Source organism: Streptomyces sp. NPDC048142 (genome assembly GCF_043202835.1).
Classification (GTDB): Bacteria; Actinomycetota; Actinomycetes; order Streptomycetales; family Streptomycetaceae; genus Streptomyces.
This window is the reverse complement of the sequence record NZ_JBIDBC010000028.1, coordinates 46,786-72,693: the sequence shown is the minus strand read 5'-3', so window position 1 is coordinate 72,693 and position 25,908 is coordinate 46,786. Positions and strand designations below refer to the sequence as shown.

The 25,908-nt window shown below is 73.1% G+C and carries 18 protein-coding genes and 2 pseudogenes; 9 read left to right on the top strand and 11 right to left on the bottom strand.

What is annotated here, in order from left to right; all coding sequences use genetic code 11:
* Positions 1–50 precede the first annotated feature (50 nt).
* Entirely contained in the window at positions 51–626 is a 576-nt protein-coding gene (locus ACGF2Y_RS28450; protein ID WP_392953112.1) for a TerD family protein, read from the bottom strand.
* Positions 627–863: 237 nt separating this feature from the next.
* Here ACGF2Y_RS28450 and ACGF2Y_RS28445 point away from each other — a divergent pair, with 237 nt between their 5' ends.
* The 4 genes from ACGF2Y_RS28445 (at position 864) to ACGF2Y_RS28430 (ending at position 5,006) form a co-directional block, all read left to right on the top strand.
* Positions 864–1,295, top strand: coding sequence for a BlaI/MecI/CopY family transcriptional regulator (locus ACGF2Y_RS28445; RefSeq protein WP_392953110.1), 432 nt, complete (start codon positions 864–866; stop codon positions 1,293–1,295).
* 2 nt (positions 1,296–1,297) lie between these two features.
* Entirely contained in the window at positions 1,298–2,233 is a 936-nt protein-coding gene (locus ACGF2Y_RS28440; RefSeq protein ID WP_392953107.1) for a M56 family metallopeptidase, read from the top strand.
* Between the two features lie 365 nt (positions 2,234–2,598).
* Positions 2,599–3,975 (top strand): hemolysin family protein, encoded by a 1,377-nt coding sequence (locus ACGF2Y_RS28435; protein ID WP_392953105.1) that lies wholly within the window; start codon positions 2,599–2,601, stop codon positions 3,973–3,975.
* Positions 3,972–5,006, top strand: coding sequence for a hemolysin family protein (locus ACGF2Y_RS28430; RefSeq protein ID WP_392953103.1), 1,035 nt, complete (start codon positions 3,972–3,974; stop codon positions 5,004–5,006). Before ACGF2Y_RS28435 ends, ACGF2Y_RS28430 begins: the two co-directional genes overlap by 4 nt.
* Before the next feature lie 18 nt (positions 5,007–5,024).
* On the opposite strand, the gene ACGF2Y_RS28425 is transcribed toward ACGF2Y_RS28430, so the two are convergent.
* From ACGF2Y_RS28425 to ACGF2Y_RS28415, 3 genes are all read right to left on the bottom strand, one after another.
* A complete protein-coding gene (locus ACGF2Y_RS28425; protein WP_392953100.1) occupies positions 5,025–5,249 on the bottom strand; it encodes a twin-arginine translocase TatA/TatE family subunit in 225 nt (74 codons plus the stop codon).
* A gap of 135 nt (positions 5,250–5,384) precedes the next feature.
* Positions 5,385–6,533, bottom strand: coding sequence for a winged helix DNA-binding domain-containing protein (locus ACGF2Y_RS28420; RefSeq protein ID WP_392953098.1), 1,149 nt, complete (start codon positions 6,531–6,533; stop codon positions 5,385–5,387).
* A 189-nt stretch (positions 6,534–6,722) separates the two neighbouring features.
* The gene (locus ACGF2Y_RS28415) at positions 6,723–8,078 is read right to left on the bottom strand and encodes a geranylgeranyl reductase family protein (protein WP_392953095.1); all 1,356 of its coding nucleotides are present in this window, start codon (positions 8,076–8,078) and stop codon (positions 6,723–6,725) included.
* 142 nt (positions 8,079–8,220) lie between these two features.
* Between ACGF2Y_RS28415 and ACGF2Y_RS28410 the strand changes: the two genes are divergently transcribed.
* Positions 8,221–13,305 carry a HEAT repeat domain-containing protein gene (locus ACGF2Y_RS28410; protein WP_392953093.1) on the top strand — a complete coding sequence of 1,695 codons (5,085 nt, stop codon included), beginning with the start codon at positions 8,221–8,223 and terminating at the stop codon, positions 13,303–13,305.
* Between the two features lie 58 nt (positions 13,306–13,363).
* On the opposite strand, the gene ACGF2Y_RS28405 is transcribed toward ACGF2Y_RS28410, so the two are convergent.
* The gene (locus ACGF2Y_RS28405) at positions 13,364–13,927 is read right to left on the bottom strand and encodes a DNA polymerase ligase N-terminal domain-containing protein (protein ID WP_392953090.1); all 564 of its coding nucleotides are present in this window, start codon (positions 13,925–13,927) and stop codon (positions 13,364–13,366) included.
* A 144-nt stretch (positions 13,928–14,071) separates the two neighbouring features.
* Between ACGF2Y_RS28405 and ACGF2Y_RS28400 the strand changes: the two are divergent.
* Positions 14,072–14,289, top strand: a pseudogene (locus ACGF2Y_RS28400) (glycoside hydrolase family 16 protein); the annotation flags it as partial.
* 91 nt (positions 14,290–14,380) lie between these two features.
* Positions 14,381–15,373 carry an aldo/keto reductase gene (locus ACGF2Y_RS28395; protein ID WP_392953087.1) on the top strand — a complete coding sequence of 331 codons (993 nt, stop codon included), beginning with the start codon at positions 14,381–14,383 and terminating at the stop codon, positions 15,371–15,373.
* Between the two features lie 28 nt (positions 15,374–15,401).
* On the opposite strand, the gene ACGF2Y_RS28390 is transcribed toward ACGF2Y_RS28395, so the two are convergent.
* The 3 genes from ACGF2Y_RS28390 to ACGF2Y_RS28380 all read right to left on the bottom strand — a co-directional run bounded on the left by ACGF2Y_RS28390 (position 15,402) and on the right by ACGF2Y_RS28380 (position 18,224).
* Positions 15,402–16,664 carry a serine/threonine-protein kinase gene (locus ACGF2Y_RS28390; RefSeq protein WP_392953085.1) on the bottom strand — a complete coding sequence of 421 codons (1,263 nt, stop codon included), beginning with the start codon at positions 16,662–16,664 and terminating at the stop codon, positions 15,402–15,404.
* A gap of 320 nt (positions 16,665–16,984) precedes the next feature.
* Entirely contained in the window at positions 16,985–17,677 is a 693-nt protein-coding gene (locus ACGF2Y_RS28385; RefSeq protein ID WP_392953083.1) for an HAD family hydrolase, read from the bottom strand.
* 37 nt (positions 17,678–17,714) lie between these two features.
* Positions 17,715–18,224: an Lrp/AsnC family transcriptional regulator gene (locus ACGF2Y_RS28380; protein ID WP_392953081.1), complete on the bottom strand. Its 510-nt coding sequence runs from the start codon at positions 18,222–18,224 to the stop codon at positions 17,715–17,717.
* Between the two features lie 421 nt (positions 18,225–18,645).
* On the opposite strand from ACGF2Y_RS28380, the gene ACGF2Y_RS28375 reads away from it, so the two are divergent.
* Both ACGF2Y_RS28375 and ACGF2Y_RS28370 read left to right on the top strand, forming a co-directional pair.
* The gene (locus ACGF2Y_RS28375) at positions 18,646–20,145 is read left to right on the top strand and encodes an FUSC family protein (RefSeq protein WP_392953078.1); all 1,500 of its coding nucleotides are present in this window, start codon (positions 18,646–18,648) and stop codon (positions 20,143–20,145) included.
* A gap of 403 nt (positions 20,146–20,548) precedes the next feature.
* Positions 20,549–21,853 carry a YncE family protein gene (locus ACGF2Y_RS28370; RefSeq protein ID WP_392953075.1) on the top strand — a complete coding sequence of 435 codons (1,305 nt, stop codon included), beginning with the start codon at positions 20,549–20,551 and terminating at the stop codon, positions 21,851–21,853.
* A gap of 382 nt (positions 21,854–22,235) precedes the next feature.
* Here ACGF2Y_RS28370 and ACGF2Y_RS28365 read toward each other — a convergent pair.
* From ACGF2Y_RS28365 to ACGF2Y_RS28355, 3 genes and pseudogenes are all read right to left on the bottom strand, one after another.
* A pseudogene (locus ACGF2Y_RS28365) lies at positions 22,236–22,940 on the bottom strand (bifunctional acetaldehyde-CoA/alcohol dehydrogenase); the annotation flags it as partial.
* A gap of 308 nt (positions 22,941–23,248) precedes the next feature.
* Positions 23,249–23,896, bottom strand: coding sequence for a CBS domain-containing protein (locus tag ACGF2Y_RS28360; RefSeq protein WP_392953072.1), 648 nt, complete (start codon positions 23,894–23,896; stop codon positions 23,249–23,251).
* Positions 23,897–24,513: 617 nt separating this feature from the next.
* Positions 24,514–25,719 (bottom strand): globin domain-containing protein, encoded by a 1,206-nt coding sequence (locus ACGF2Y_RS28355; protein ID WP_392953069.1) that lies wholly within the window; start codon positions 25,717–25,719, stop codon positions 24,514–24,516.
* Positions 25,720–25,908 lie beyond the last annotated feature (189 nt).

Below are 25,908 nucleotides of genomic sequence, written 5' to 3'. Positions count from 1 at the left end.
GTGCCTGTGGTGACTTCGGTCGGGGGCGAGCGCGTCCGGATGCCGGACGCTCAGAGGCTGACGCCGAAGTCGGCGACGATACCGCTCAGGCCGGATGCGTAACCCTGCCCGACCGCACGGAACTTCCACTCGGCGCCGTGCCGGTACAGCTCGCCGAAGACCATCGCGGTCTCGGTGGAGGCGTCCTCGCTCAGGTCGTAGCGGGCGATTTCCGCGCCGCCCGCCTGATTCACCACGCGGATGTACGCGTTGCGCACCTGGCCGAAGCTCTGGCCCCGGCCCTCCGCCTCGTGGATCGAGACCGGGAACACGATCTTCGCGACGGTCGCGGGCACCGAGGCGAGGTCGACCTTGACGATCTCGTCGTCGCCCTCGCCCTCACCGGTGAGGTTGTCGCCGGTGTGCTCGACCGAACCGTCGGGGCTCTTCAGGTTGTTGTAGAAGATGAAGTGCTCGTTGGACTGCACCTTGCCCGCCTCGTCGCAGAGCAGCGCGCTCGCGTCCAGGTCGTAGTCGGTGCCGGTGGTGGTGCGGACGTCCCAGCCGAGACCGACGAGGATGGCTGTCAGCCCCGGAGCCTCCTTGCTCAGCGAGACGTTTCCGCCCTTGGCGAGGCTCACGCCCATGATGTTCTCCCTTGTGCGGTGACGGGTGTTCACATGGTGGCGGCCACGCCACGGGTGGCGGCGCGGACACTCTGTGACCATGAATAAAATCTACATCACTGTAGATTTCGGAGCCAGGAGGCGAGCGGCCCGGCCCCGGTCGGTAGCCGGTCCCGCCGCCGGCTGGATACGATTTCCCGATGCCCGGCAGGCGAAGCGCCGAGCCCGGGGCGGCCGTACGGAGAAAGGGGCCGGACCGTGGACGCCGAAAGTGCCGGTGGCGAACGGGAAACGCCTGTCCGCAGGCGTGGCCAGGGCGAGCTGGAGGCCCAGGTGCTGTCGGTGCTGGGCGGGGCGAGCGAGCCGGTGACCGCCGCCTGGGTGCTGGACCGGCTCGGCGCGGGCCTGTCGTACAGCACCGTCATCACGATCCTGACGCGTCTGCACGCCAAGCAGGCGGTCACGCGCACCGGCCGGGGGCGCCCCGTCCTGTGGGAGCCCGTGGCGAACGAGGCGGGGCTCGCCGCCCTGCGGATGCGCCGCCTCCTGGACAAGCAGAGCGACCGCGACGCGGTGCTCTCCAGCTTCGTCTCCGTCCTCTCCTCGCACGACGAGGACCTGCTGCGGTCCCTGCTCGCCGGGAGCGGTCCCGAGGCCACCGGAGCGACCGCGGACCGGCCGGAGTACTGACGATGGGCGTCTTCGTCTACCTGCCCCTCGTCCTGCCCCTGACGGCGTTGCCGATCGCGCGGCTGGCCGAACAGCACCTGCACCCCCGCCGGGCCGCCCGGCTGCTGACCACCGTCGCCGTGATCCTCGCGTCCTGCAGCCTGGTGTGCCTCGGGCTGCTGGTCGTCGTGGGCACGGCCCAGCTGCCCGGCAACCCGCTGCCCGACGGCTGGTCCGACGACGAGGTCCGCGAGGCCGTCCCGCACGACGCGCTCGCGGGCAAGGCGTCCATCCTGGCGCTCGTCGCCGTCACGGCGGGCTGCGGGTTCACCGTCCACCGCCACTACCGCTTCCGGGCACGGGCCCACCGGGCGCTCGCGGGTCTGCCGGGCGACGACGACGTCACCGTGCTGCCCGACGAGGTCCCGTACGCCTACGCGCTCCCCGGCTCCCCGGGGCGGGTGATGGTCTCCACGGCCCTGCTCGCCTCCCTCGAACCGGCCGAGCACCGGGCGCTGTTCGCCCACGAGCGGGCCCACCTGGCGGGCCGCCACCACCGGCTGCTGCTCGCGACGCGGCTGGCCGGCTGCGTCAACCCCCTGCTGTGGCCGCTGCTCGGCGCCCTGGTCTACAGCACGGAGCGCTGGGCGGACGAGGAGGCGGCCCGGGTCACCGGCGACCGCCGGCTGACCGCACGCGCGGTCGGCAAGGCGGCGCTCGTCTCCCGCCCGGTCTCCGCCGGCAGGGTCTTAGCCGCCTTCGCCGCCGCGGGGCCGGTGCCGCGCCGGGTGGCAGCGCTCCTGGGCCCGGTACCGCCGGACCGGGGCTGGCCCCCCGCCCTCACCCCGGCCTTCGCCGCCGCACTCGTCGCCGCGGCCGGGACGACCGTCTCCGCGCTGTGCGCACTGAACGCGGCCGTCGCGCTGTTCCTCGTACTGGAGGCGTCGACGCCGTCGTAGCCCGCAGTCAAAGAGCTGTACGCCCTCGGATTCACCCTCGTCGGCACCGGAAACGCACCGCGACAAGCGGAGCGGACATCGGTCCGTCACCGCCCGGCATGGAGAATCATGTCCGGGCCCTCACTCCGATCGTCGCGCAGGAGTACGACGGCGACACCCGACGCCACCCGGCGTCACCGCCGGGAGGCCGGTCACACCGCCCGACCGGAACGCGTCCCACCCGATTGTCGTAGCTGGAGCATCCAGCAGGACAGGAGCCATGCGTTGTCCGCCAGTCCGGGTCCTTCAGGGCCCGACCCCCACCGTCACCGACCCGCGGCCCCGGGCAGGGCCGCCCGCCGCCTCACACCTGGGGCGGGTGACCGATGACCTCCGCCCTGCTCGGCCTCCTCGCGGTGTTCGTCCTCACCGCCGGGACCGGCTACTTCGTGGCCCAGGAGTTCGCGTACGTCTCCGCCGACCGGCTGACCCTCGTCCGGGAGGCCGCGGCCGGGGACAAGCGGGCCGCCCGCGCCGTGAACGTGCTGGAGCGCCTCTCCTTCATGCTGTCCGGCGCGCAGCTGGGCATCACCGTCACGGGACTCGTCGTCGGCTTCCTCGCCGAACCGTCCGTCTCCGCCCTCCTGCGGCCCGCCCTGAACGGCGCGGGGCTCCCCGACGGACTGGTCTCGGGCATCTCCGTGGTGCTCTCCTTCGTGGTGGCGACCGTCATCCAGATGGTCCTCGGTGAGCTCGCTCCCAAGAACCTCGCGCTCGCCGTGCCCGAGAGCATGGCGAAGTCGCTCGCCTCCTCCACTCTGGTCTACCTGCGGATCGTCGGACCCGTGGTCCACGTCTTCGACGGCGTCGCCAACAGGCTGCTGCGCCGGATCGGCATCGAGCCGGTCGAGGAGCTCCACCACGGCGCGACCCTGGAGGAGCTGGGCCACCTCATCGGCGAGTCCCACCAGCAGGGTGAACTCCCCGCTGCCACGGCCGAACTCATGGACCACGTCCTGGAGTTCTCCGAGCGGCCCCTGAGCGAGGTGATGGTGCCGCGCGCCGACGTGGCCTTCGTCCGCCGGGACGCCTTCGCCGCCGAGGCCGTCGAACTGATCGCCCGGCACGGGCACTCCAACTACCCGGTCCTCGGGGACCACCCGGATGACCCCGCCGGAGTCCTCGGTGTACAGGAGCTGATGCGGCTGCCCGCCGCCGACGTCGGGAGCACCACCGTCGGATCCCTGGCGCGCCGCCCCCTCCTGCTGCCGGAGCTCCTCAGACTCCCGGCGGCGGTCGCGCAGATGCGTGAGCGCGACGAGGAGTTCGCCGTCGTCCTGGACGAGCACGGCGGTCTCGCCGGGATCGTCACCTACGAGGACATCGCCGAGGAACTCGTCGGGGACATCGCCGACGAGTCCGACACCGTCGTCGAACTCGCGGTCGCCGACGGCTCCGGCTGGATCGTGGACGCGGGCCGTCGCCTCGACGAGATCGAGGAGGCCACCGGCGTCGAACTCCCCCAGGGGAGCGACGACTACGACGCCCTGGCCGGACTGATCATCGACCGGCTGGGCCGCTTCCCCACCGTGGGCGACCGGCTCACCGTCGACGCGGTCCGGATCGAGGTGCGCTCCCTCGACCGGCACGTCGCCGAGTACGTCCGCATCGAACGTACCGAGGACGGCGAACGTACCGAGGCCGGCGAACGCACGGAACGCGGCGAACGCACTGAACACACCGAACAGGAGCCGCAGGCATGAGCTTCCCCATGGCGCTCTTCGTGACCGTCCTGCTCCTGATCGGCAGCGGTTTCTTCGTCGCCGCCGAATTCGCCCTGGTCGCCTCCAAGCGACACCGCATGGAACAGGCCGCAGCCCAGGGGCAGCGCGGGGCCAAGGCGGCGCTCGCCGGGATGCGCGAGCTGTCGCTGATGCTCGCGGGAGCCCAGCTCGGCATCACCATCTGCACCCTGGGCCTGGGCTCCGTGTCCAAGCCCGCCATCTCGCACGAGCTGGACCCGCTGCTGGAGCGGCTCGGACTGCCCGCCGCCCTCAGCTACGGCATCGCCTTCGCGCTGGCGATGACCGTCGTCGTCTTCCTGCACATGGTGGTCGGTGAAATGGCCCCGAAATCCTGGGCCATCGCCCACCCGGAGCGCTCCGCGATGCTGCTGAGCCCGGCCTTCCGGGCTGTCGTCGGCGTCGTACGCCCGCTGATCCGGCTGCTGAACGCGATCAGCAACTCCCTCGTACGGCTGTGCCGGGTCACCCCGCGCGACGAACTCGCCTCGGTGCACAACCGCGACCAGCTCACCCACCTGATCGAGGAGTCCGAGCGTCTCGGCCTGATCAGCAAGGGCGACTCCGGACTGATGACCCGGTCCCTGACCGAGCCGCAGACCCCGGTCTCCGCGCTCCGGATTCCCGTGGAGCGGATCGTGACCGTCCCGGCGGACGCCGGAATCGACCTGATCCTGGCCACCGCCGCCGAGGCCGACCGCACCCGCCTGCTCGTACGGGACGGGGAGGAGGTCCTCGGATCGGTGCACGCCCGGGACGCCCTGGTGGCCCGCGCCGGAGGCCGGGACGTCCTCGCCCGCGCGCTGGCCCGTCCGGTCCCGGAACTGGCCTCGGACGCGATCGCGGCACACGCGGTGGAGCAGTTGCGCGAGCGGCGGGCCACGATCGCCGTCGTACGCGACGGGGAGGGCGGGCTCACGGGGCTGGTCAGCCTGGACGACCTGCTCGCCAGACTGCTGCACCCGCCGACGCCCCCCGGGGGAGGACCTTGAGGACCCCCGGGAACGCTCTTAGGGGGTGTCCCGCTCGGCCGTCTCCCCGCGGATCACCCGCGGGGACGGCGGCTGTCCGCCCGCCTCCGCCGCCCGGCCGTCCTCTTCCTTGAGCGCCCGCTTCTCGCTCTTGAGGATGCGCGCGGCCTTACCGGCCGACCGCATGAGGTCGGGCAGCCTCTTCACGGCCAGCACCGCCACGATCACCAGGAGTAGGAGAGTGAGCTCGCCGATCCCGAACATGGTTACTGCTTTCTCTGGAGCGGACTGGACGACGGGGCATCCGGTTCCCAGACGCCCCTGGCAGTGCTGAATCTACAGTGCTGTAGAGCAATCGTTCGCGAGTTCGAGATCAGGCTTCCCGGCTCAACCCCCCGCTCAACCCCCGGGCAGCAGCCGCACGGTGGCGTCCGGGAGGTGGCCCCACCAGTGGCCGTAGCGGCGGTAGACCTCTGGTTCACGGTCGGCGAGGAGCCCCACCAGCGAGCGGGCCTCGACGGCCAGCCGCTCCCAGACATCGTCGGCCAGGGGGTGGAACGCGGTCGCCTCCACGCCCCCGGCGACCGGCCGCCACACCCCGGCGACGTACCCGTCGACCAGCAGCGTCGGCAGGACGTCACCGTTCGCACGGATCACGACCCGGCGGTACGCCTCCGGGAGGACCCGGCCGCGGTCCGAGTAAGCCAGCAGGACGCTGTCCCACATCGCCATCAGCCGGGGCGGTGCCGGCTCCGAGCCGTCCGGACGCGGGGCGCCCGGCAGGTCGAACAGCTCCTCGCCCTCCGGCCCCGTCAGCCGCTCCAGGAGCCCGGCGACGTCTGCCAGCGCCGCTCGCGCCCTGGTCCGCGTGACCATCGCGAACTGCGCCACGTCCGCGACCGAGGCGGGCCCGAACCCCGAGAGGTAGCGCAGGACCAGTGTCCGCAGGGCCGCGGCCGACGCCTCCGGGCCGGGATCCGTCCGCAGGGGACCGGTCCGGGGCGCGATGTACGAGGGCCGGTGACCGAACGACCACGGCGGGGCGGTGGGCGCGTGGAGCAGCGGTGTGTACTGCCGCAGCCCCCACCACGCGCCGGGCCTCGGCGGCTCGCCCAGCTGTTCGCCCAGCCACGCCTCGCATTCGGCGGTGCTCCGGGGCCGGTCCGCGAACTCCAGCAGCCGGGGGACCAGCGCGTCGGCGTCCTCGGCCGTCAGCCCGGAGGCGGTGAAGCGGGTGCTCAGCCGGGTCGCGCGCACCACCGGATGCATGGCCTCCCGGAACGCCGGGTGGTCGTCGGCGTGCACGGCATGGAGCGTGAGCCGCATCAGCGTCGCCTTGACCACGGCGTGCTCCGTGAACGCGGCGTCGAGACCGGCCGGGTCGAACCCCACGAGCCGGTTCCACAGGGCGAGGTAGGGCGAGGCCGGCTGCTGGGCCTGGAGTGCGACCACGCGCCGCACCCCCTCGGCGGCGTCCAGCGGCTCGCGCCGCAGCAGCAACTGCCGGGCGAGCGTGGAGCGGTTGAGCCCCCGCGCGGTCATCCTCATGCCGTCATCGGTCCGTTCCTCGGTCCACCGGTCACCTGTCGTCGAAACCGTACGCCGCCCGGTGCGCTGCCCGGCCACCCGCCTCCCGGACACCCGCCTCCGGGACACCATCTTCCGGGCCGCCCGCTGCCGGAGACGGGCCGGCCGACGCGTTCCCGCCCCGCGTCAGCCCTCCGCCTCAGCCCCACGTCAGACCTTCCGGGACCGGCCGCGGCGCGGGCCCGGCCTCGGGGCCGGTACGAGGCGGAACGCCGTGTTTAGTACGTGGTCGATCCCATCGCGCGAAGGCCTGTCCGTCAGGTCGGTGAGCAGCCGGGCCAGCGTGTTGAGGAGGAACGGCGAGCCCATGACGTACCGGTTGAGCACCGGCTGGAAGCCCGAGCGGCTGAAGATCAGGTCGGCGGCGGTGTTGCCCAGGCGGTAGTAGCGGCCCCAGCGGCGGTTCATCTCCACCGGGTAGCCGCGCAGCACCTGTTCGCGGCGGGGCCCCCGGGGGTGGGCCAGGGCGAGGGCCGCGGTCTCGGCCGCGACCTCGCCCGCCTCCATCGCCTGGCCGATGCCCTCGCCGTTCCAGGGGCTGACCATGCCGCCGGAGTCGCCGACCAGCAGAAGCCCGCGCGCGTACAGCGGATGGCGGTTGAAACCGAGGGGCAGGGCGGCGCTGCGGACCGGGCCCTGCGCGTTCTCCTCGCGCAGCCCCCAGTCCTCCGGGGTCCGGGCCAGCCACTGGTCCAGGGTGGCGCGCAGGTCCGCCGTGCCGTGCCGCCGGTGGGGCAGCGCACCGAGGCCGACGTTGACCCGGCCGTCGCCCATCGGGAAGATCCAGCCGTAGCCGGGCAGGTACGGGCCTTGGTCCGGGAAGCGGAGGTCGGCCCACAACTCCAGGTACTCCTCCTGGGAGCGCTCCGGACTGCGGTAATAGCGCCGGGCCGCGGTCGCGATCTGCCGGCCGGGGTCCCGCTCCAGACCCAGCGCCAGGGCGAGGCGGGCGGACGCCCCGTCGGCGGAGATGACGATCGGCGCGCGGAAGTCGGCCGGCTCCCGGGCGTCCGGGGAGTCCGGGACCGCGGCGACCCCCGTGACCCGGCCCGCCCGGTCCGTCAGCGGCCGCTCCGCCTTCCAGCCGCTGTACAGCCGGGCCCCGGCCGCCACGGCGTGCCGGGCCAGGATGTCGTCGAAGTCGTGCCGGCTGCGGGAGAGGCCGAAGTCCGGGTAGCGGCCCAGCGCGGGCCATTCGATGTGCACCCGGTGCTCCCCGGCCACCCAGCGCATACCGCGCGAACGCGTCCAGCCCGGTGCGGTGATGTCGACGCCCATCCGGATGAGCTGGTGCACCGCGCGCGGGGTGAGACCGTCGCCGCACACCTTCTCCCGGGGGAAACGGGCCTTCTCCAGCAGGATCACGTCCACTCCGGCCCGCGCCAGGTGATACGCGGCCGACGAGCCGGCCGGACCCGCCCCCACCACGATCACCTGGGCGTCCTCGCCGCCGAGGGACGCCTTCCGTGCGTTCGTCGTCGCCGGATCCGGTGGCAGTTCCCGCATCACAACCCCTTCGTCCAACGGCCGTTGCCCCTGCCGGGGCGGCGGCCCCGGGCCACATCATCGACCAGGGCGGGGCCGGTGCGGTACCAGGCGTCCGAATAATCCGAGGCGGCGGAGTGAACCGCCCGCCTACGCTCCGCCGGTGACCACTCTGCCGGATGAACCGGTCCACGCCGCCTTCGATCGCGCCGACGCCGGTCTGCTCGCCCGGCGCCTCGACGCCCGTACCTGCCCGCCGGAACTGCTCGCCCGGATGGTCCGGCACGCCGTGCCCCGGATACGGCACCTCGGCCTCACCCTCCTCGCCGAGCGCACGGACATCGCGAACGCCACGGCTACCACGGGCGTCATGGGCATTACGTGCACCACGGCTGCCACGGGCGTCATGGACGCCACGGCCGCCATGGGCACCACGGATGCCGGAGGCGGGGGAGCGGTCGGAGCCGAGCAGCCGGCCCTGATGGCCCGTCTGTTGCCCGATTCCCCGGGGGCGTCGCCCGAGGAGTCCCTCCTGCTCGCGGGGCTCCACGCCCGGCTCGCGAGGCAGCGGCCGGGGCACCGGCTGCCCGACTGGCGCGCGGCCGGGCTGCCCGTCCGGGTCCGGATCGCCTGGCTGCGCGCCGAACTCCTCGGCGACCCGGCGGTGCTGCGCACGGAACCGGCGGGCGAACTCCTCTACCGGGCCGTCCGCGAGAGCCACGCCGCCGACGCGCACCGCCCCGACCTGCTCGTGGCCGAACTCGTCGACACCGGGGACCCGGTCCTTCGGGCCGAAGCGCTGCGGCTGGCCCGCGACGGGCTGTACGCCGGACTGCTCGCACCGGCGTTCGTACGCGGCCGGCTGGTCCGGCTGCTCGACGCGCCCGACCACGACGTCGTGACCGGTGCGCTGCGCGAACTCGCCGAGCCCTGGGCGGCGGTGACGCCCTTGGACCCGTCACTGCTGAGCAGGGCGGCGGATGCCCGGGACGGTCGGTGCGCCGACCAGGTCGGGTCGTCGCCGGCCCGCGCGGCCGCCGCTCTCGTCACCGGATCCCGGCACGGTCACCACACGGTGCTGTGGACCACGGCCGAGGACCCGGCCGGGACTCCGGCTCTGCGCCGGCAGGCCGTGGAACTCCTGGGCGAACGGGCGGAACGCACCGACACCGCCCGCCTGGTGGCCCTGGCCGCAACGGACCCGCTCCTGCTCGCCGGGCCCGTACTGAGCAGTCTGCGCGCACTGCACCGCCGCGGCCACTTCCCGGCGGATCCGGACGTCGGGCCGCTCCTCGACCTGGCCCTGGCCGACCGCACCCTTCCGGCGGAGGACCTCGCCACGGTCCTCTACACCTGCCGTCGCCCGCTGTTCGACGCCCTCACCGGCGCCCCGCCCACCGCCCCGGACTGGCCGCGCCGGCTGGAACTGCTCGTCGCCCTGGCACGGCAGGGGGCCGCCGACGTCCCCATCGGCGAGGCCGTCGCACAGCTCCTCCCGGCCGCCCGCGCCCCGCGCCCGTTCCTCGACGCGATCCGCGTCCTGCGACCCCCGGGCGCCGAGGAGGCCGTACTCGCCCTGCTGCCCACGGCCCCGGCCGCCGCGCTGGACGCCCTGGAGGCCATCGGCGGGGACCGTACGCGATCGGCGCTGGCCCGGGGGCTCGGCGTCGGCGACCCGGTGGACGCCCCGCCCACAGCCCCGGACGGGTCCCCCCGCCTCCCGGTCGCACCCGAACTGCGCCCCGTACGCGACCGGGCGCTGGCCCTGTTGTGGCACCTCACCCGCGACCCCGGGCAGCGCCGGGACCTGCTCGCCCGGCTCGACCCCCAGGTCCTGCCGCACGAGATCGAGGCCGACCTCGGCGCACCCGACGAGCGGGAACTGGCCGTACTGCGCGCCCGCGTGGACGTGGACGACCCCGTGGCGTCGCTGTGCCGGATCACGGAGTACACAGGTGCGGGGGCCCTGTCCCTCATGGCCGACCTGCTCCTGCGCATCGTGCGCGATCTCGCCGCGCCCCGCGACCCCGCCGCCGGCCCGCCCCGGCCGAGGACGGACGCCTTTCGGCCCGGCGCCGAACCCGCCGGCCCGGCCCGACCGGACGGCGAACCGGAGCTGCCGCACGAGGTGCTGGAAGCGGTGCGCGCCCTCGGGCGCCGGCTGCGGGGGCGGCGGCGGATCAGGCCCGTCTGTCTGCTCGACGCGCCGGACGACACGGGCGCGGGCCACGCGTTCCTCGCCGCGACGGTGCTCGGCCTGCTGGAGCGCCCCGGGCTCACCGGCGGCGAACAGGCGGTGCTGCTCAAGGCGTTGCTCCAGGTCCCCGCGACCGCGTCCACCCGCGCCCGGGTGCACCGGCTGCTGCGCGGCCGCGACCCGCACGTGCGCAAGCACGTCATCGCCCTGCTGGCCCACGACGCCTCGGGCAAGGACGCCCGCGCCCTGTCCGCGACGCTCGTCCCGTTGACCTGCGACCCGGACATCCGGACCGTACGGGCGGCCCTGCTGGCCCTGGGCACGGCACGGGCCCGCTGGGCGGGCGAGGCGGTCGCCGCCTGCCTCCACCACCCGAACATGAACATCAGGAAGACCGCGGCAGCCACCCTCCTCCACGCGGGCTCACCCGCCTCCGTACCGCATCTCCTGCGGGCGCTCGGCCGCGACGACAATCCGGGGCTGCGGTCCGCACTGACCCGGGCGCTGCGGGCCGTCGTGGGCAACGCCTGCACCGCCACGCTCCTCGCCGCAGCCGAAGCGGCCCGCGACGAGCGCACCCGCCGTCTCCTGCTGAGCGCCCTCGACCGCGAGGTGACCGCCCGCGCCGTGCTCGCCCTCGACGCGGGGGCCTCGCCGGTCGTCCCCGCCCTGCTGACGCTCGTCGCCGAAGGCGGCGTCCGGCTCGCCGCCGGCACCGTGGCGGACCTGGCGGAGCCGCTGACCCGGCACGGCGTGCCGACGCCGCCCGGCGCCCCGGGCGGGCCACCGGGCGGGGCCGACCCCGATGTGACGGCTCTGCTGCGGGCCGGCTGGGACCCGGCGCTCGCCCTGCGCATCGCCCGGCGTCCGGTGCCCCCGGACATCTGCGACTCCGGCGAACGTCCCGCAGCACGCGGCCTGTTGGGTTACTGGCTCGGCCTGGCGGACAGCATCGGCGAGGCCGGACTGCGTAGCCGTCTCCTGCTGTGCGCGCTGCGTCTGTGTCCGGCGCCGTGGTCCGCCGACGAGGTGGCGGTACTCGCCCGGCACGGCGCTACGGTGACCGACGTGTTCGACGCCGCCACGGCCGGGGCGGAGGCGGCCGGGGCAGGCGGGGCCGCGGCCCCATGGGCGCCGGCCCGGTTCTGCGGGGAGCTGATCGACGTTCTGCACGCGGTCGCACCGCACCTGTCCGGCGTCCAGCGTTTCACCGTCGTCGAGGGGCTGCGCGCCCTGCCACCCGCCGGCCCGGACAGCAGGCCCCGTTCCGGTACGGCCGCCTCCGCACTCACGTTGCTCCGGAAGCTGGGCGCGGTGCTCGTCCGCGCCGATCTCGACCGGGCTCTGGCCGCCGCCCACCTCGGCGCCGACCCCTGGCGAGCCGCGCCCGCGGTGCTCCGCGAGGCGTTCGGCGTACCGGAGGAGCGGGCGAATATCGGCGAACCAACCGTCTGGCGCGCCGCGTTGACCGAGGCAGTGCGGACGCCCGAAGCGCTGGCGGAGTTTCGGGGGCGCGGTGCCCCTGCCGGTGCCCGCGCCGGGGCCGGTGTTGGAGCCCGGTGTGTCCCCGGTGCCGCTGGTGCGGAAGAGGCCTGTCGTGCCGTTGGTGCGGAAGGGGCTTGCTGTGCCGCCGGTGCGGATGAGGTCGGCCGTGTGCCCGCCGTGCCCGCTGTGCCCGGGTCCCGGGAGTTGCTTTCCGCGCTCGTCGGGGCGTATCCGGGGGCCGCGCCCGGCGTGCGGGGGCGAATCGTCGACTGGATGACCGAGCTCCAGCCGCTCGACGCACCCGAGTGGATCATCGCCGAGACCCGGGCGGCGAGCGCGGCCGCCGGAGCCGCATCGCGTCCGGCGCGGGCGGACGATCTCGACCAGCCCCGGTCGGCCGCCCAGCGGGCCCGGCTGCTGGCCATGCTGGACGCCGGGAGTCCGGAGCGCCGCACCGCCGCCGCGCGGGCCCTGCGCGACTGGCCCGAGCCGGATGCGTCGCTTGCCGTGCTGCGGGCGCATCTGCGCGGCCGGGTCGACGTGCTTCCCGACACCGCCTCCCCGGACCTCTTCGCCCACTCCGGGGCCCGCCTCGAGGTTCACCCCGCAGCGGGCGGCGGCAGCCACCCCGCCGTCGCGGAACTGACCGCCCCCGGCGTGCTGCCCGAGCGGGCGCTGCGCTGGGCGGCGCGGCTGCCCGAGGACGACCTGCCCCCGCTCGTCCCGCTGATCGTCGGGTGGTGGGAACACGGTCCGCCCGCCGTGCACGAGGCGGCCCGCACCACGCTGCGCACCGTTCGGGCCGATGTCCTCGCCCACCTCCTGGAGCCTCGTATCGAGGCGGGCGACCTCGGGCTGCTCGACCTGCTGACCGGACTGCGCCTGCTCCGGACCCCCGCGCTCACCAGGGCCGAGCGCCTCCTGCGTACCGATGGACGTGATGCCCTGGCCGACGCGCTCATCCTCGTCGGCGGCCCCTTGCGCGCGCCCGGGGCCGAACACGAGGACGCCGCCGCGCTCGACGCCCTGCGCACCCCGTCCCGGACCCCGGCGGCCCCGGCGGACCCCCCGTCGCTGCCGGAACTGCTCGGCCTCGCCCGCACCGGAACGCCCGAGCAGGCCCGCCGGGTGCTCACCCGCCTCGTCGAGGAGCACGCGCCCGCGCCCGGAGCCGTTCCGGACCCGGGGCTGCGCGCACTGGTCGAGGAGTTGCTGCGCCACCCGCACACCGGGGTACGCCTGCACGCCCACCGGACCTCGCGCGCCCTGTTCGACCGGGACACCCACGCCCGGCTCACCGCGCTCCTGCTGTCCGATCCGCTGCCGGACGTGGTGCGCATGGCGGTCCGGACGCTCGGCCGCGCCTCCTGGGAGCCCGCGCTGCCCGACCTCGTACGGCTCCTCGACCACGCGAAGCCGGTGGTCCGGAGGGCCGCCCGGGACGCGCTCGCCGGCTTCGGCGGAGCGGCCGTCCCGGTCCTGCGCCGGGCCGCAGCCCACGCCCGGCCCGACCGGCGGTCCCTCTACACCAGTGTGCTCGCCGAGATCCGCGGGGCGGGAGGCTAGAGGGGGCCCCGGGCCGGACTCCGGTGGGGCGCACGAGCGCCACCCCGGGGACGCGCGGTCAGCCCCCGGGCTCCCGGGCCGCCGCCGCGGCGACCTGGTGCAGCGTCCGTCCCGTACGGGCGGAGCGGGCGTGGTACGGGTCGGGGGAACCGGGCCTGTCGCGTACGGCGAGGCGGTCGTTGGCCTTGATCAGCAGCCACGCCTCGTGGCCGCCGCTGTCCGGCTCGTCGCCCTTCTGGATGCGGGTGAGCGCGAACTCGCCGTGCAGCTTCGCCCCGTACAGCCAGAACGTCGCATGGCCGAGTTCCAGGGACTCCGCGAAGGGGACGCGGTCGCCCTGCCCGTCGTGCCCGAGCGGCCGGTAGGTGCCCTGGTCCCAGACGATGACTGTGCCGCTGCCGGACTCGCCCCGGGGGATGACCCCTTCGAACTCGCGGTACTCCAGGGCGTGATCCTCCGTCGGCACGGCGAGCCGGCGGTCGCTGGGGTTCTCCGAGGGCCCGCGGGGCACCGCCCAGGACTTCAGTACGCCGTCGACCTCCAGCCGGAAGTCGAAGTGCAGCCGGCGCGCGTCATGGATCTGCACGACGAAGTGGGGCCGCGGTGCGCCGTCGTTCTCCACGTCGTGCTCCCTTCGCCGATCCGTTCCGTTCCGCCGATCCGGCCCGTTCCGCCGGTCCGACTCTCCATACCTCTGCATCTCCACCATCTCCGCTATCTCCACTCTGCTGCCGCCCGGTGCGAACCGCACGACGGGCCGCTGCCTGTGGGCTTCGAGCCCGGCACCGCCCACGGCACCCGCACGGCCCGGGATACTCCGGATCCGGCGGCATCGGCGCCGCGTACACGCTGCCGGGCGGGCAGGGGTACGCCGTCGACTTCCCCACCCTCGCCGTCGACCGTGCGCCCGGCCCCAGCACCTGGTCCGTCGACGGCAACGTCTTCCAGCGGCGCACCCCGGCCGAGCGGCGGAACCAGCGGTGGTGATCTCCGCCGCTCGCGACAGCGGGGGCAGAGCGGTGCCCGTGCGGCTGTTCACCCCTTCCCGGCCTTCCCGCGCGAGAAGCGGAATAGCATGATCCTCATGGAACAGCGCACACTCGGCAGGACCGGCCGTGACGTCCCGGTCATCGGACAGGGCACCTGGCAGCTCGGGGGCGACTGGGGCGAGGTCACGGAGGACGACGCCTTCGGGGTCCTCGACGCGGCCGTCGGATCCGGCGTCACCTTCTTCGACACCGCGGACGTGTACGGGGACGGCCGCAGCGAACAGCTCATCGGCCGCTACCTCAAGAACCGCCCCGACGCTGACGTCTTCGTCGCCACCAAGATGGGCCGCCGCGCCGACCAGGTGCCGGAGAACTACGTCCTGGACAACTTCCGTACCTGGAACGACCGTTCCCGGGCCAACCTCGGCACCGACACCCTCGACCTCGTACAACTGCACTGCCCGCCCAGCGCCGTCTACTCCTCCGACGCCGTCTACGACGCTTTGGACACCCTGGTCGCCGAGCAGCGGATCGCCGCCTACGCGGTGAGCGTCGAGACCTGCGCCGAGGCCCTCACCGCCATCGCGCGCCCCGGCGTCGCGAGCGTGCAGATCATCCTCAACCCGTTCCGCCTCAAGCCGCTGGACGAGGTCCTCCCTGCGGCCGTCGCCGCGGGCGTCGGCATCATCGCCCGGGTCCCGCTCGCCTCCGGCCTGCTCTCCGGCACGTACACCAAGGACACGGTCTTCGGCCCCGACGACCACCGGACGTACAACCGGCACGGCGAGGCGTTCGACCGGGGCGAGACGTTCTCCGGCATCGATTACGTGACCGGTGTCGCCGCGGCCGCCGAGTTCGCCGAACTGGCCCCCGAGGGCGCCACCCCCGCACAGACCGCGCTGCGCTGGATCATCCAGCAGCCGGGCGTGACCAGCGTGATCCCCGGCGCACGCTCGGTGGAACAGGCCCGTGCCAACGCGGCGGCGGCCGCCCTGCCCCCGCTGCCGCAGTCCACGCTGGACGCGGTGCGGGAACTGTACGACCGGTCGATCCGCGCGGAGGTCCACGACCGTTGGTGACCGCGGGCGCGGGAACGGCGGGCGGAACTCAGTCGTCCCGTTCGTCGTCGTCCCCGTCGCTGTCGCCGTCTTCCCGGCCCCGGCCCTGATCCTGGTCCTGCCCTTGGTCCTGACCCGGATTCTGGCTCTGCTGGTCCCCGCCCTGCTGCTCCGACTGCTGCTGCCCGCCGTCGCCGTCCCCGTCGCCCCGGACGTCCTGTGAGGGCCCCGACGACGGACTCTGATCCGGCGTGCCGGCGGAACTGGAGTCCGGGGAGAACAGGATCATGCCGAGATACACGGCGGCCAGGAACGTCGCCGTGCCCGCGATGGCGCTGGCCACCCTGGGGCGCCGCCGAATCGCCTCGCGCGTACTGCGGCGGCGGGCCGGAGCCGACCGGGCCGACGCCTGCCGTCTTCGCCCCGTGGGACCTGGGAGCCGGTACGTCGCCGGGCCGACCGGTGCGGGCGGCGCCGCGGGGGAGGGCTTCGGGGGCGTGGGGGCGGACGCCCGGTGGGACGTGGGCGTCTGCATCGGGAGGGACTCCGGCCGGCCGCGCCAGGCGTCGGTGCGGAACCAGTCGGAGACCTGCTGGGCGGTGGGCCGCTCCTCGGGCTTCTTGGCCAGCAGCCCGAGCAGATACGAGTCGAAGGCGGCGGAGATCTCCACGCCGCGCTGCCGCAGCGGTACCGGCGGGGTGTCGACATGCTGGTACAGCGTCGCGGTGGCGGTGTCCGAGCGGAACGGCGGCTGCCCGAGCAGCAGTTGATAGACGACGCAGCCCAGGGAGTACATGTCGGACGCGGAGTCGGCGGTGCGTCCCAGTGCGCGTTCGGGAGCCAGGTAGAGGCTTGTGCCCACGATGTGACCGGCCGTCGTCAGCGCGGTCGAGGGGTCGTCGACGAACTGGGCGATCCCGAAGTCGCCGATCTTCACCGAACCGTCCGCGTCCAGCATCAGGTTGCCCGGCTTGATGTCGCGGTGGACGATGCCCTGGCGGTGCGCGGCGGCCAGCCCGGCGGCCGCCTGGCCCGCGATCAGGGCGACCTGTTCGGGATGGACCCGCTTTTGGGCGGCCAGCAGGTCTCCGAGGCTCTGCCCCTCGACCAGCTCCATCACCAGGAAGAACCGGTCCTCCCAGGCCCCGAAGTCGAACACCGCCACCAGGTGCGGGTGGCTCAGCCGGGCGGCGGTCTGGGCCTCCAGCCGGAAGCGGGCGGTCGACGAGGCGTCCGCCTGGTCCCCCAGCAGCAGCTTCACGGCCACGGCGCGTCCCAGCACCTCGTCCGTGGCGCGCCACACCTCGCCCATGCCACCACGGCCGATGGGGGATATCAATCGGTACCGACCAGCTACCAGCACCTGTACACCTATCTCGAATGGTGGCCCGCTCCGGCTGTCGGCCCCCCCCCGGGGGCCCCGGTCCCCGGTCTCCGGCGGAGTCCTGGGCGGTGCGGCGAACGACATGATCAGGATATCGGTCCGGCGGAGCCCGGATGGCCCGACGGCCCTTTCACCGGGCCGGGCTGACGGCCCGGCACCTCTCCCCGCGGGCTCCGGCGCGGGAAGCGCCGCAGGGCCCACCGGGGGAGCGCCGCCGGCCGGACGTGCGGCCCGCCGCCGGGCCCGGGTCAGCCGAGCAGTCGGCGGTACGCGGCCTCGGCCGTGAACGCGGACTGCCCGCGCGCGAACATCAGGTCGGCGGCCTTGAACGCCGGGTCGGACGCGGTCTTCGGCACATAGGGGACGGCGATGCACCGCATGCCCGCCGCATGCGCGGCCGCCGCTCCGGCCGGGGCGTCCTCCAGTACCACGCAGTCCGCAGGCTCCGCCCCCATCCGCCGGGCCGCCTCCAGGAACACATCCGGCTCCGGCTTGCCGTGCGCGACCTCCTCGGCGGAGACGTACAGCGGGATGTACGCGTCAAGCCCGGTGACCGCGAGCACCGCCCCGATCGCGGCCCGGGACGAACCGGAGGCCACTGCCATCGGCACCCCGTCCGCGTGCAGGCACTCCACGAGCGCGCGCATCTGCGGGAAGACCTCCGTCGACGCCCGGGCGAGCTCCAGATACAGGGCGTTCTTCCCGGCGAGCAGCTCCTCGACCGGGACGTCGATCCCGTACTCGGCGCGCAGGGCGGTCAGCGTCTCCAGGGTTCCGATGCCGATGAACCGGGTGTGGACCTCCCAGTCGAAGTCCCGCACCCCGTACCGGGCGAGCAGCCGGCGCCCCGCCTCGTAGTAGTTCGGCTCGCTGTCCACCAGCGTCCCGTCGAGATCGAAGATCACGTGGAATCCGGGCACGGTCACGGGGCGGAATGTCATGGCCCCAGCATGCCGCAGCCCGGACCGACGGGACCGGTCACCCCTGACCGGTCCCGGTCCCGGGCCGGTCCCGGTCGCCCGCAGTACGCCCCACGGATTCCACCAGCGGCAGGACCCGGTGCGCCACCCGCTCGCGCAGCGCCACGTCCGTTCGCGTCCTGACGACCCCCGGCAGCTGGATCAGCCGCTGGATCACGTCCTCCAGATGTCCGTTGTCCCGGGCGACCACACGGGTCAGCAGATCGCCCCCGCCCGTCGTCGAGAACGCCTCGATGATCTCGGGCACGGCCGCCAGGGCGTCGCCCACCTCGACCAGATGCCCCTGGGTTACCTCCAGGTGGACGAAGGCGAGCACGGGATGGCCGAGCGCGGCGGGGGAGAGGGTGGGTCCGGTGCCCGTGATCACACCGTCGCGCTCCAGCCGGTCGAGCCGGGCCTGCAGGGTGCCGCGGGCCACGCCGAGGATGCGTGCGTACTCCCGGACGCTGGTGCGCGGCTGCTCGATCAACAGGCGCAGGATCCGGGTGTCGAGAGCGTCCACCGCCATGATCCGCAGATCTCCTTCCGAGCCGTCCGGTGCGGCTCCGACTGTACCCAGGGGCGAGGGAGCCACCTGGTGCCGGCGAGGCGTCGCGTCGGCGGTACCTCGTGCCGGCGGGGTGCTGCGTCGGCGGTACCAGGTGCCGGTGGGGTGTTGCGTCCGGTGCGAGCCGTCGGCACGCCACCGATCCCCACCGGCTCCGGTTTCCTGGACGGGAGTCCGGTCCGGATGATCCGTTCGTCCAGTGATCCGTTGGCATGCTGATGGTCGGTCTCTCAGCGGATTCGCTGAGCCATTGGTACAGGATATTCCTCCCGGTTTGATCCAGGGGCCCGATAGATGCTGCAATGGATCCGTCGATGGCGCTGCGGACTTCCGCGGCGCCTTTTTCATGCGAGTCCCGCGGCGACGCGGAAGGGGCGGAAGTGTGCTGAAGAGGGTGTTCGTGGCGCCGGACCCGGGGCGGGTACGGCTGCGCTTCGCCGGCCGGGCCGTGCTCGGCATCGGCCTCGCGGTCGCGCTGTGCGGCCTCGCCGGCCTCTCGCTGGTGGCGGCCATCACGGGCGGCCTCGCGGCGCTGCTCGCCCTCTTCACCGTGACCGACCCGACGGTGCGCGGGCAGGCGGTCACCACCGTCCTGCTCCCCGTCGTCGGTCTGCCCGTTCTCGCCGTCGCCGCCGTGCTGCACGAACAGCCGGTCGCCCGCGACCTGATCTTCCTCGCCGTGCTGGGGGCGGGCGTGTACGCCCGGCGCTGGGGGCCACGCGGGCACGCCCTCGGCGTCTTCGCGTTCATGACGTTCTTCGCCGCCCAGTTCCTGCACACCGTGCCGGGGCAGCTGCCCGAGCTGTACGTCGCCGTGGTGCTGTCCCTGTGCGCCTCGTCCGCCGTGCGCTTCGGCCTGTGGTGCTACGAGCGGCGGCTGCCCGTCATGGCCGCGCCCGCTCCCCCGGAGGGCAGGGGCCGGCTGCGCATCACCACCCGGCAGGCCGTCCAGGCCACCCTGGGCGGGGCCTTCGCGCTGGGCCTGGGGCAGGTCCTGTCCGACCAGCGGTGGTACTGGGCCGTGGGCGCCACCTGGTGGGTCTTCGTCAACACCACCTCGCGCGGCGAGACTCTTGTGCGGGGATTCCGGCGGGTCCTGGGGACGGTGATCGGCATCGTCGCGGGCTTCGCCGTGGCCATCCCGCTCGACGGCGCGGGCGCCCCGACCGCCGCCATCGTCGCGGTCTGCGTCTTCGGCATCTTCTACACGGCAGCGGTCTCGTACAGCTGGATGATGTTCTTCGTGACGGTGATGGTCGGGATGCTCTACGGCGTGCTGGGCGTCCTGGACGCCGCCCTGCTCTGGCTGCGCGTCGCGGAGACCGCCGTCGGCGCGCTCGGCGCGGTGCTCGCCGTGCTGCTGGTCCTTCCCGTCACCACCCACGCCATCACCGACGCGTGGATCCAGAAGGCGCTGCGCTGCGTGCACGCCTGCACGGCCGAGGCCGCCGACCGCCTCGCCGGCTCGACGCTCGCCGACCCCGGCCCCCGCGTCGCCGAACTGGAGGTGCTGCTCGGCCGGGTCCGGCTCTCCCTCGCGCCGCTGGTGCACCCCCTGAGCCCGCTGCCGGCCCGCAAGGCGCGCGCCCGGCAGGTGCTCGCGCTGCTGGACGACTGCGTACGGGAGGTCCGGGGGCTGGCCTCCATCGCCGCCGACCCGGACGCCTCGCACGACGCACGGCTGTCGGCCGCGTGTTCCCGGGTCGAGGCGGCCGTCGAGGCGCTCACCGCGCCGGACGGCTCCCGGGGCTTCCATCTGCCCGAGCTTCCCGGGGCCGCCGCGGACCCCGCCCTGGCCCACCTGCACGGCCTGGAGCGGGCGCTCGCCGCACTCGTCAGCCCGCTGAGCCACGCTCCTTATACGGCGTCGACAAACGCCTGAAGTCCGGAGTCATGGGGCAAGGCGCCACGCGTCAGCCAGGTCCTGCCTCTCCAGCCTTCGCAGCCGACTTGTTTCCGGCTGTCAAACAAGTCGAGCTGCGGTCGGCCTGCCGAAGCTGACCTGCGATGCTGTTGCGAATGGGTGACCTGGAAGACAGTGACTCGCCGCATGTCCCAGGATTCTTGACGCCCATGTAGACGCTTGGGTTTCCGGGCTTCGTCCGTCGTGAGTAAGGCGGCTCGGATGGGCCTGCCCGTGGCGAACCGTCGGAGGCTCGATCGCACCCGTCGAGGAATCTCGATGGGACTCTGTTCAAGTTTCCCTCTCCTGGCTACGTTACCTCCAGTAACAGATGCGGGCCTGTCTGACGGCGCGCCGCCCACCCCTGCCTCTGGAGTTCACCATGACGCGTTCCACCGCCCGTCGCCCTCGCCGTCGGCGCAACTTCGGCGCGGTGGCCCTTGTCGCCGTGGGGCTGACCGCAGGTGCGTTGCCCACCGTCCCCGGCTCGGCCGGCGCGAGCGAGATCCCGAAGCAGGGGCGGGAAGTCGCCTTGGAGGAGCTCAAGGAGGTGTTCTTCGTCGGTAACAACTGGGAGGGCACCGCCGACGTCATCAACTCCCGTGGCGACTACGCCAGAATCGGCCGGATCAACATGATCCCCGACAAGAAGGAGCGGCTGTGGGAGATCTACCTCAACCCCGTCAAGCTCGCCTTCTTCCTCGGTATCCGACTCGGTCCGGGCGAGGGTCATGACCAGTACGTCGACGACATGTACACCACGAAGGACGGCAAGTCCGTCGTCGCCTCCCGGCCGAGTTTCGCCGACGTGGTCTCCATCGACATGGAGAGCGGCAAAATCAACTGGCGCTTCCCGGTGTCCGGTTTCCGCTCCGACCACATGGCGGTCTCACCCGACGGCACCCAGGTCGCCGTCTCCTCCTCCATCTCCAACACCGTGCACGTCCTCGACATGGCGACGGGCAAGGAGGCAGGCAACTTCAAGACGGGTGACAAGCCGCACGAGAACGTGTATACCGACGGCGGCAAGTACCTCTGGAACATGGCCATCGGCGAGGTCAACACCGACATGGACGCGCCCTGGCAGGACTTCACCAAGGGCGACCGCCGCATCACCATCGCCGACGCGAAGACCTTCCAGGTCAAGAAGATCATTGACATGCGCGAGCGGCTCGACGCCTTCGGCCGCAAGGACCTGTCCGACGCGCTGCGCCCCGTCGCCTTCACGCCTGACGAGTCGAAGATGTACTTCCAGGTCTCCTTCTTCAACGGCTTCGTCGAGTACGACGTGCGCAACGACAGGATCACCCGAGTGAAGACGCTGTCGAAGAACCCGGACACCAGCGACGAACGCACCACCTACGTCAACGACTCCCGCCATCACGGCATGTCCATGAGCCCTCGGGGTGACAAGCTCTGCATCGCCGGGACCATGGACGACTACGTCACTGTCGTGAACCGCGAGACGCTTCAGGAGGGCCCGCTCGTCACCGCCTCCAAGCCGTACTGGGCCACCGTCAGTGGAGACGGCAAGCACTGCGTGGTGTCCGAGAGCGGCACCGACCAGGTGACGGTCATCGACTTCTCCACTGGCAAGAAGGTCACCTCGATCCCCGTCGGCGACCACCCGCAGCGAGTCCGCATCGGCCACGTCCCCACGGACTGGACCGGCCCCGCCACCGGCTGAGACGCTTCGGAGCCCGCGCCTCACACCGCTCTGACCCGAACCCGCCGCACCGGATCCGGCGGTGGGCGGGAGCCGTTCCTCCGCCCGCTCCCGGCCCGGATCGCGAAGCACGCTGGACGGTGATCGTGCCTGCGGGCGGTCCTCCGCCAGGGCTGTCAGGGAGGACCTCGGCAGCTTCCGCGCGGAGATGACCGCCCCGTGTTCAGCCGTAGTAGGCCGTGCGCATCAGCCCCCGCATGTCGTCCAGCATCGGCATCCGGGGGCTGGCCGGTGCGCACTGGTCCTCGTAGGCGTTGAGGGCCTGCTGCGACAGCGCGTCCAGGAAGGTCCGTTCGTCGACTCCCAGCGCCTTGAACGTCGGCTCGATGCCGGCGGCGTCACGCAGGCGCTCGACGGCCGCGGCGGGCAACTCCACGCCCTCGTGGACGTCGGGCATGGAGGTCAGGTAGCGGATGGCCTGCGGTTCGAAGCAGATCTTCGGTGGGACCCTGAACCACTGGAGGTTGTTGCGGCGGGCGGAGACCCGCTTGACGTTCAGCAGTTGGGCGGCGGAGACGTTGTTGGACACCGAGGTGCTGCCCGAGAAGCCGCAGCCCAAGGTGAGTGAGGGCAGCAGGCCGTTGTAGATGCCGCCGATCGCACCCTGGGAGGAGGGGGAGTTGACGATGATCCGTGCGGTCTTCATCCGCATGCCGTACGCCTCCGCCACGGCCGCGTCTTCCGTGTGGATGACGGCGCTGTGGCCCTGGCCGTGGAAGGCGACCATGTCGGCGGCCAGAGGCCGAAGCCGTGACGTTCTTCCTCGGCGCGCAGCGCGGCGAGGACCGGGCAGAGCTTCTCGCGGGTCAACGGCTCGTCGGGGCCGACGGGTTCGGCTTCGATCGACCAGGAGGGCCGAGGTGTTCTACGGCACCGAGAACCCGGCCCGCTCGGCGATCCACGCGGGGCTCTGTCCGACGGCGGCGTTGACCTTGGGCTCGCAGCCGGCGCCCGAACCGCCGGTGGCGGGGAACAGGAAGGTCTCCAGCTTCGCCCTCTCCTGCGGGGTGGCCAGATGGGCGTGCAGGGTGCGGAACTCGGCGAGTGCCTTGAGACCGGCCGCGACCAGACGGCCCACGGCGACCGCGGTGTCGGACGGGGCGTCGGTCCTGACGCGGTCCTCGGTCCGCACGTTCTGTCGAGTCATGGTGATGTGCCTCCGTTGCCAGGGGCCGCCGTGGTGTACGGCGGTGCCGGCCAGGAGCGGTGCGGCGGTGAACCGTGCCGCTCTCCGCCTTCACTGTCCTCCGGCGCCGTCTGCCGCAGGAGGCGCCAGAGGGCCTCTATCGGGGCCGTCCGGCCCGGATCGGCAGCCCAGGCCGCCCGAGCCGCGGTTCGAGGCTGCTCGCCGCGTGCTCATGAACTCCCGATGCGAGCGGGCCCGGCCGTTGCCGCACAGTCGTCGATGCGGAAGCCCAGGCCGTTCACCACGCCGACCACGCCTTCGAGGCGCCAGGCGGCGTGGACGATCTCCGGTATCCGCGAACGCAGTTCCACCTGGCCCGCGAGAGTGATGACACCGTCGCGAACGGAGACGAGGACCGCGTCGGACGGCAGTCCCTCCGCGCTGCCGACGATCTCCTCGGTCACTTCCCGGCGGATGTCCTCGTCCGCACGCAGGAAGACCCGGAGAAGGTCGCGGCGGGTGGCGATGCCGATCAGGCGGTCGGCCTCGTCCACCACGGGCAGCCGCTCGACACCCCGGCGCTCCATGAGCCGGGCGGCGTCCGGCACGGACTGCTCCGGGTGCACGGTTACGGCCGGGCTGGACATCATGTCCTGCGCGGTCACGGCCGGGGGCGGAGCGGAGCCTTCCCGGCAGGCCTGGGTTCGTACCAGGTCGCTTCCGGACAGGACACCGAGGACCTTGTCGTCGGCGTCGACCACCGGCAGTCCGCTGATCCGGTGGTGGTCGAGCAACCGCACGACCTCCTTGAACGGTGTCGTCGGGCCGGCCTGCACGACGTCCCGTGTCATCACCTCACCGACAGTGCGAGGGGTCACGATGGGTCCTCCTTCACGAGGATGGGCGAAGAGAGCCGGAGCCGATGGCCGACTCCAGTGCCCCGCCACACCAGGCAGGCGCCGCGTGACGCCCACTTCTGCATGCCGTCCCGCCACGGAGACTGCGCGGTCGTCCGGTGGGCGCCGCCGTGGTGAGCAGGTTCGGTACCGGTCGTGGTGTGCCCGCATGGTGGCAGAGGTCTCACGGGCACCGAAGTGCCGGGCGGTGCCGGTGCTCCACGGCCTGTGACCGTTGTGCCGCGCCCCAAGACTGCCGCGCTCCCCGGTCACGTACCAGGGGCGGCCGGTCCTGGCGGGGAGGGACTCCTCGGCCCTGGCATCAGGGCCGAGAAGCCCGTGTGTCGCCTGCTGCCCGTTCCCCTCCGCCTTCGCAAGCTCTCCGCGTGTCACCCACCCTGCGGCACCCATGCCCGCTCACGGGAGGGTTGGGCGACCCCTCCCCGCCCGCCACACGGCCCCGAACCGTGGTCCGCCTGATCCAGGGGGGAACCCGGGGGCCGCGACGACGGGCTCGCTCCTCGCCACCGTCAGGGCAGCCCGCACAGCCTCCGCCGCAGACCAGGTCGTCGGTCCTACGTCCCCCGCGCCGCCTGCGCTCAGCCTTCCGTGTGGGCCAGCCACAGGTCGGGACCGAAGACCTCGTAACGGATGTGGCGCGCCGGGACACCCGACTGGAGCAGCTGTGCCCTGACGGCCCGCATGAAGGGCAGCGAGCCGCAAAGGTAGACATCCGCGTCGGCAGACAGGTTCAGTCCCTTGAGGTCCATCAGACCGGAGCGGGCGCCGGGCTCGGCGGCAGCGTTCTGCTCGTACCAGAACTCTGCCCGGGCAGCGGGCAGGCGGCCGACCAGGCGGTGGGTGTCCGAGAGCAAGGCATGGTCTGCCGGAGAGCGATCGGCGTGCAGCACCGTGACCGGGCGGGTGGCTCCGGTCGCCGCGAGGTGTTCGAGCATGCCGACCATCGGGGTGCAGCCGATACCGGCCGAGATCAGCAGCAGAGAGCTGTCGGCCTCGTCGAGGACCACATCGCCGAACGGAGCGGACAGGGTGAGTTCGTCACCGGCCCCGACGGTGCGGTGCAACAGGTTGGACACCTCGCCCTCGGGCGCGTCGGACAGGCTCGCCACCCGTTTGACGGTGACCCGGCGCGGCTGGTCGCCGGGGGCGCCCGACAGGCTGTACTGGCGCACCTGGTGTACGCCGTCGGGCATCCGCACCCTGACGCTGACGTACTGGCCGGCGTGGGCGGGCGGCACGGGACCCTCGTCGGCCGGGCGCAGCAGGAAGGACACCACGTCGGGGGTCTCCTCGCGCCGTTCCACCACCGTCCACTGCCGCCACGGGTGACGAGGGTCGACCTGCGCCTCCTGATAGAGACGGGCCTCCTGGGCGATCAGGGCACCGGCCATGAGCCAGTACACCTCGTCCCAGGCGGCGGCCACCTGCGGCGTGACCGCATCGCCGAGTACCTCCGCGATGGCACGGAAGAGGTACTTGTGGACGATCGTGTACTGGTCCTCGGTGACACCGAGCGCGGCATGCTTGTGGGCGATCCGGGACAGCAGCGCGTCCGGCCTGGCCTCGGGATCGGCGAGCAGCGCCTGCGCGAAGGCGGCGATGGACCCGGCAAGGGCACGGCGCTGACCACCGCTGGCCTGGTTGCCGCGGTTGAACAGCCCGTCCAGCAGGTCGGGCTGCTCGGCGAACATGGTGCCGTAGAACCGCGCCGTTATCTCGTCCAGAGCTCCGCCGACGGCGGGCAGGGTTGCGCGGACGACGGCGGCCGAATCGGGCGAAAGCATGGGTCTCCTCAACAAGGTGGTGCGCAGGGGGAACTGTGCTCACCATCCTGGCGGTCCGTGTACCGGGCCAGATGGGCCGATCGGACCTCTCCGCGGGGCCAACCGGCTCGGGTGCATCCGGGAGTCTGAGAACGGCCCCGCCGACCGGGACCGCGCGACCGCGGAGGTCCTACCCGCCCATCGGCCGGA

Bases quoted from the DNA above. Each gene is read 5' to 3' on its own strand.
- ACGF2Y_RS28450 (WP_392953112.1), bottom strand. From the start codon at position 626: ATGGGCGTGAGCCTCGCCAAGGGCGGAAACGTCTCGCTGAGCAAGGAG.
- ACGF2Y_RS28415 (WP_392953095.1), bottom strand. From the start codon at position 8,078: ATGCGGGAACTGCCACCGGATCCGGCGACGACGAACGCACGGAAGGCG.
- ACGF2Y_RS28395 (WP_392953087.1), top strand. From the start codon at position 14,381: ATGATCCTCATGGAACAGCGCACACTCGGCAGGACCGGCCGTGACGTC.
- ACGF2Y_RS28440 (WP_392953107.1), top strand. From the start codon at position 1,298: ATGGGCGTCTTCGTCTACCTGCCCCTCGTCCTGCCCCTGACGGCGTTG.
- ACGF2Y_RS28380 (WP_392953081.1), bottom strand. From the start codon at position 18,224: ATGGCGGTGGACGCTCTCGACACCCGGATCCTGCGCCTGTTGATCGAG.
- ACGF2Y_RS28390 (WP_392953085.1), bottom strand. From the start codon at position 16,664: ATGGGCGAGGTGTGGCGCGCCACGGACGAGGTGCTGGGACGCGCCGTG.
- ACGF2Y_RS28355 (WP_392953069.1), bottom strand. From the start codon at position 25,719: ATGCTTTCGCCCGATTCGGCCGCCGTCGTCCGCGCAACCCTGCCCGCC.
- ACGF2Y_RS28425 (WP_392953100.1), bottom strand. From the start codon at position 5,249: ATGTTCGGGATCGGCGAGCTCACTCTCCTACTCCTGGTGATCGTGGCG.
- ACGF2Y_RS28435 (WP_392953105.1), top strand. From the start codon at position 2,599: ATGACCTCCGCCCTGCTCGGCCTCCTCGCGGTGTTCGTCCTCACCGCC.
- ACGF2Y_RS28385 (WP_392953083.1), bottom strand. From the start codon at position 17,677: ATGACATTCCGCCCCGTGACCGTGCCCGGATTCCACGTGATCTTCGAT.
- ACGF2Y_RS28420 (WP_392953098.1), bottom strand. From the start codon at position 6,533: ATGAGGATGACCGCGCGGGGGCTCAACCGCTCCACGCTCGCCCGGCAG.
- ACGF2Y_RS28430 (WP_392953103.1), top strand. From the start codon at position 3,972: ATGAGCTTCCCCATGGCGCTCTTCGTGACCGTCCTGCTCCTGATCGGC.
- ACGF2Y_RS28370 (WP_392953075.1), top strand. From the start codon at position 20,549: ATGACGCGTTCCACCGCCCGTCGCCCTCGCCGTCGGCGCAACTTCGGC.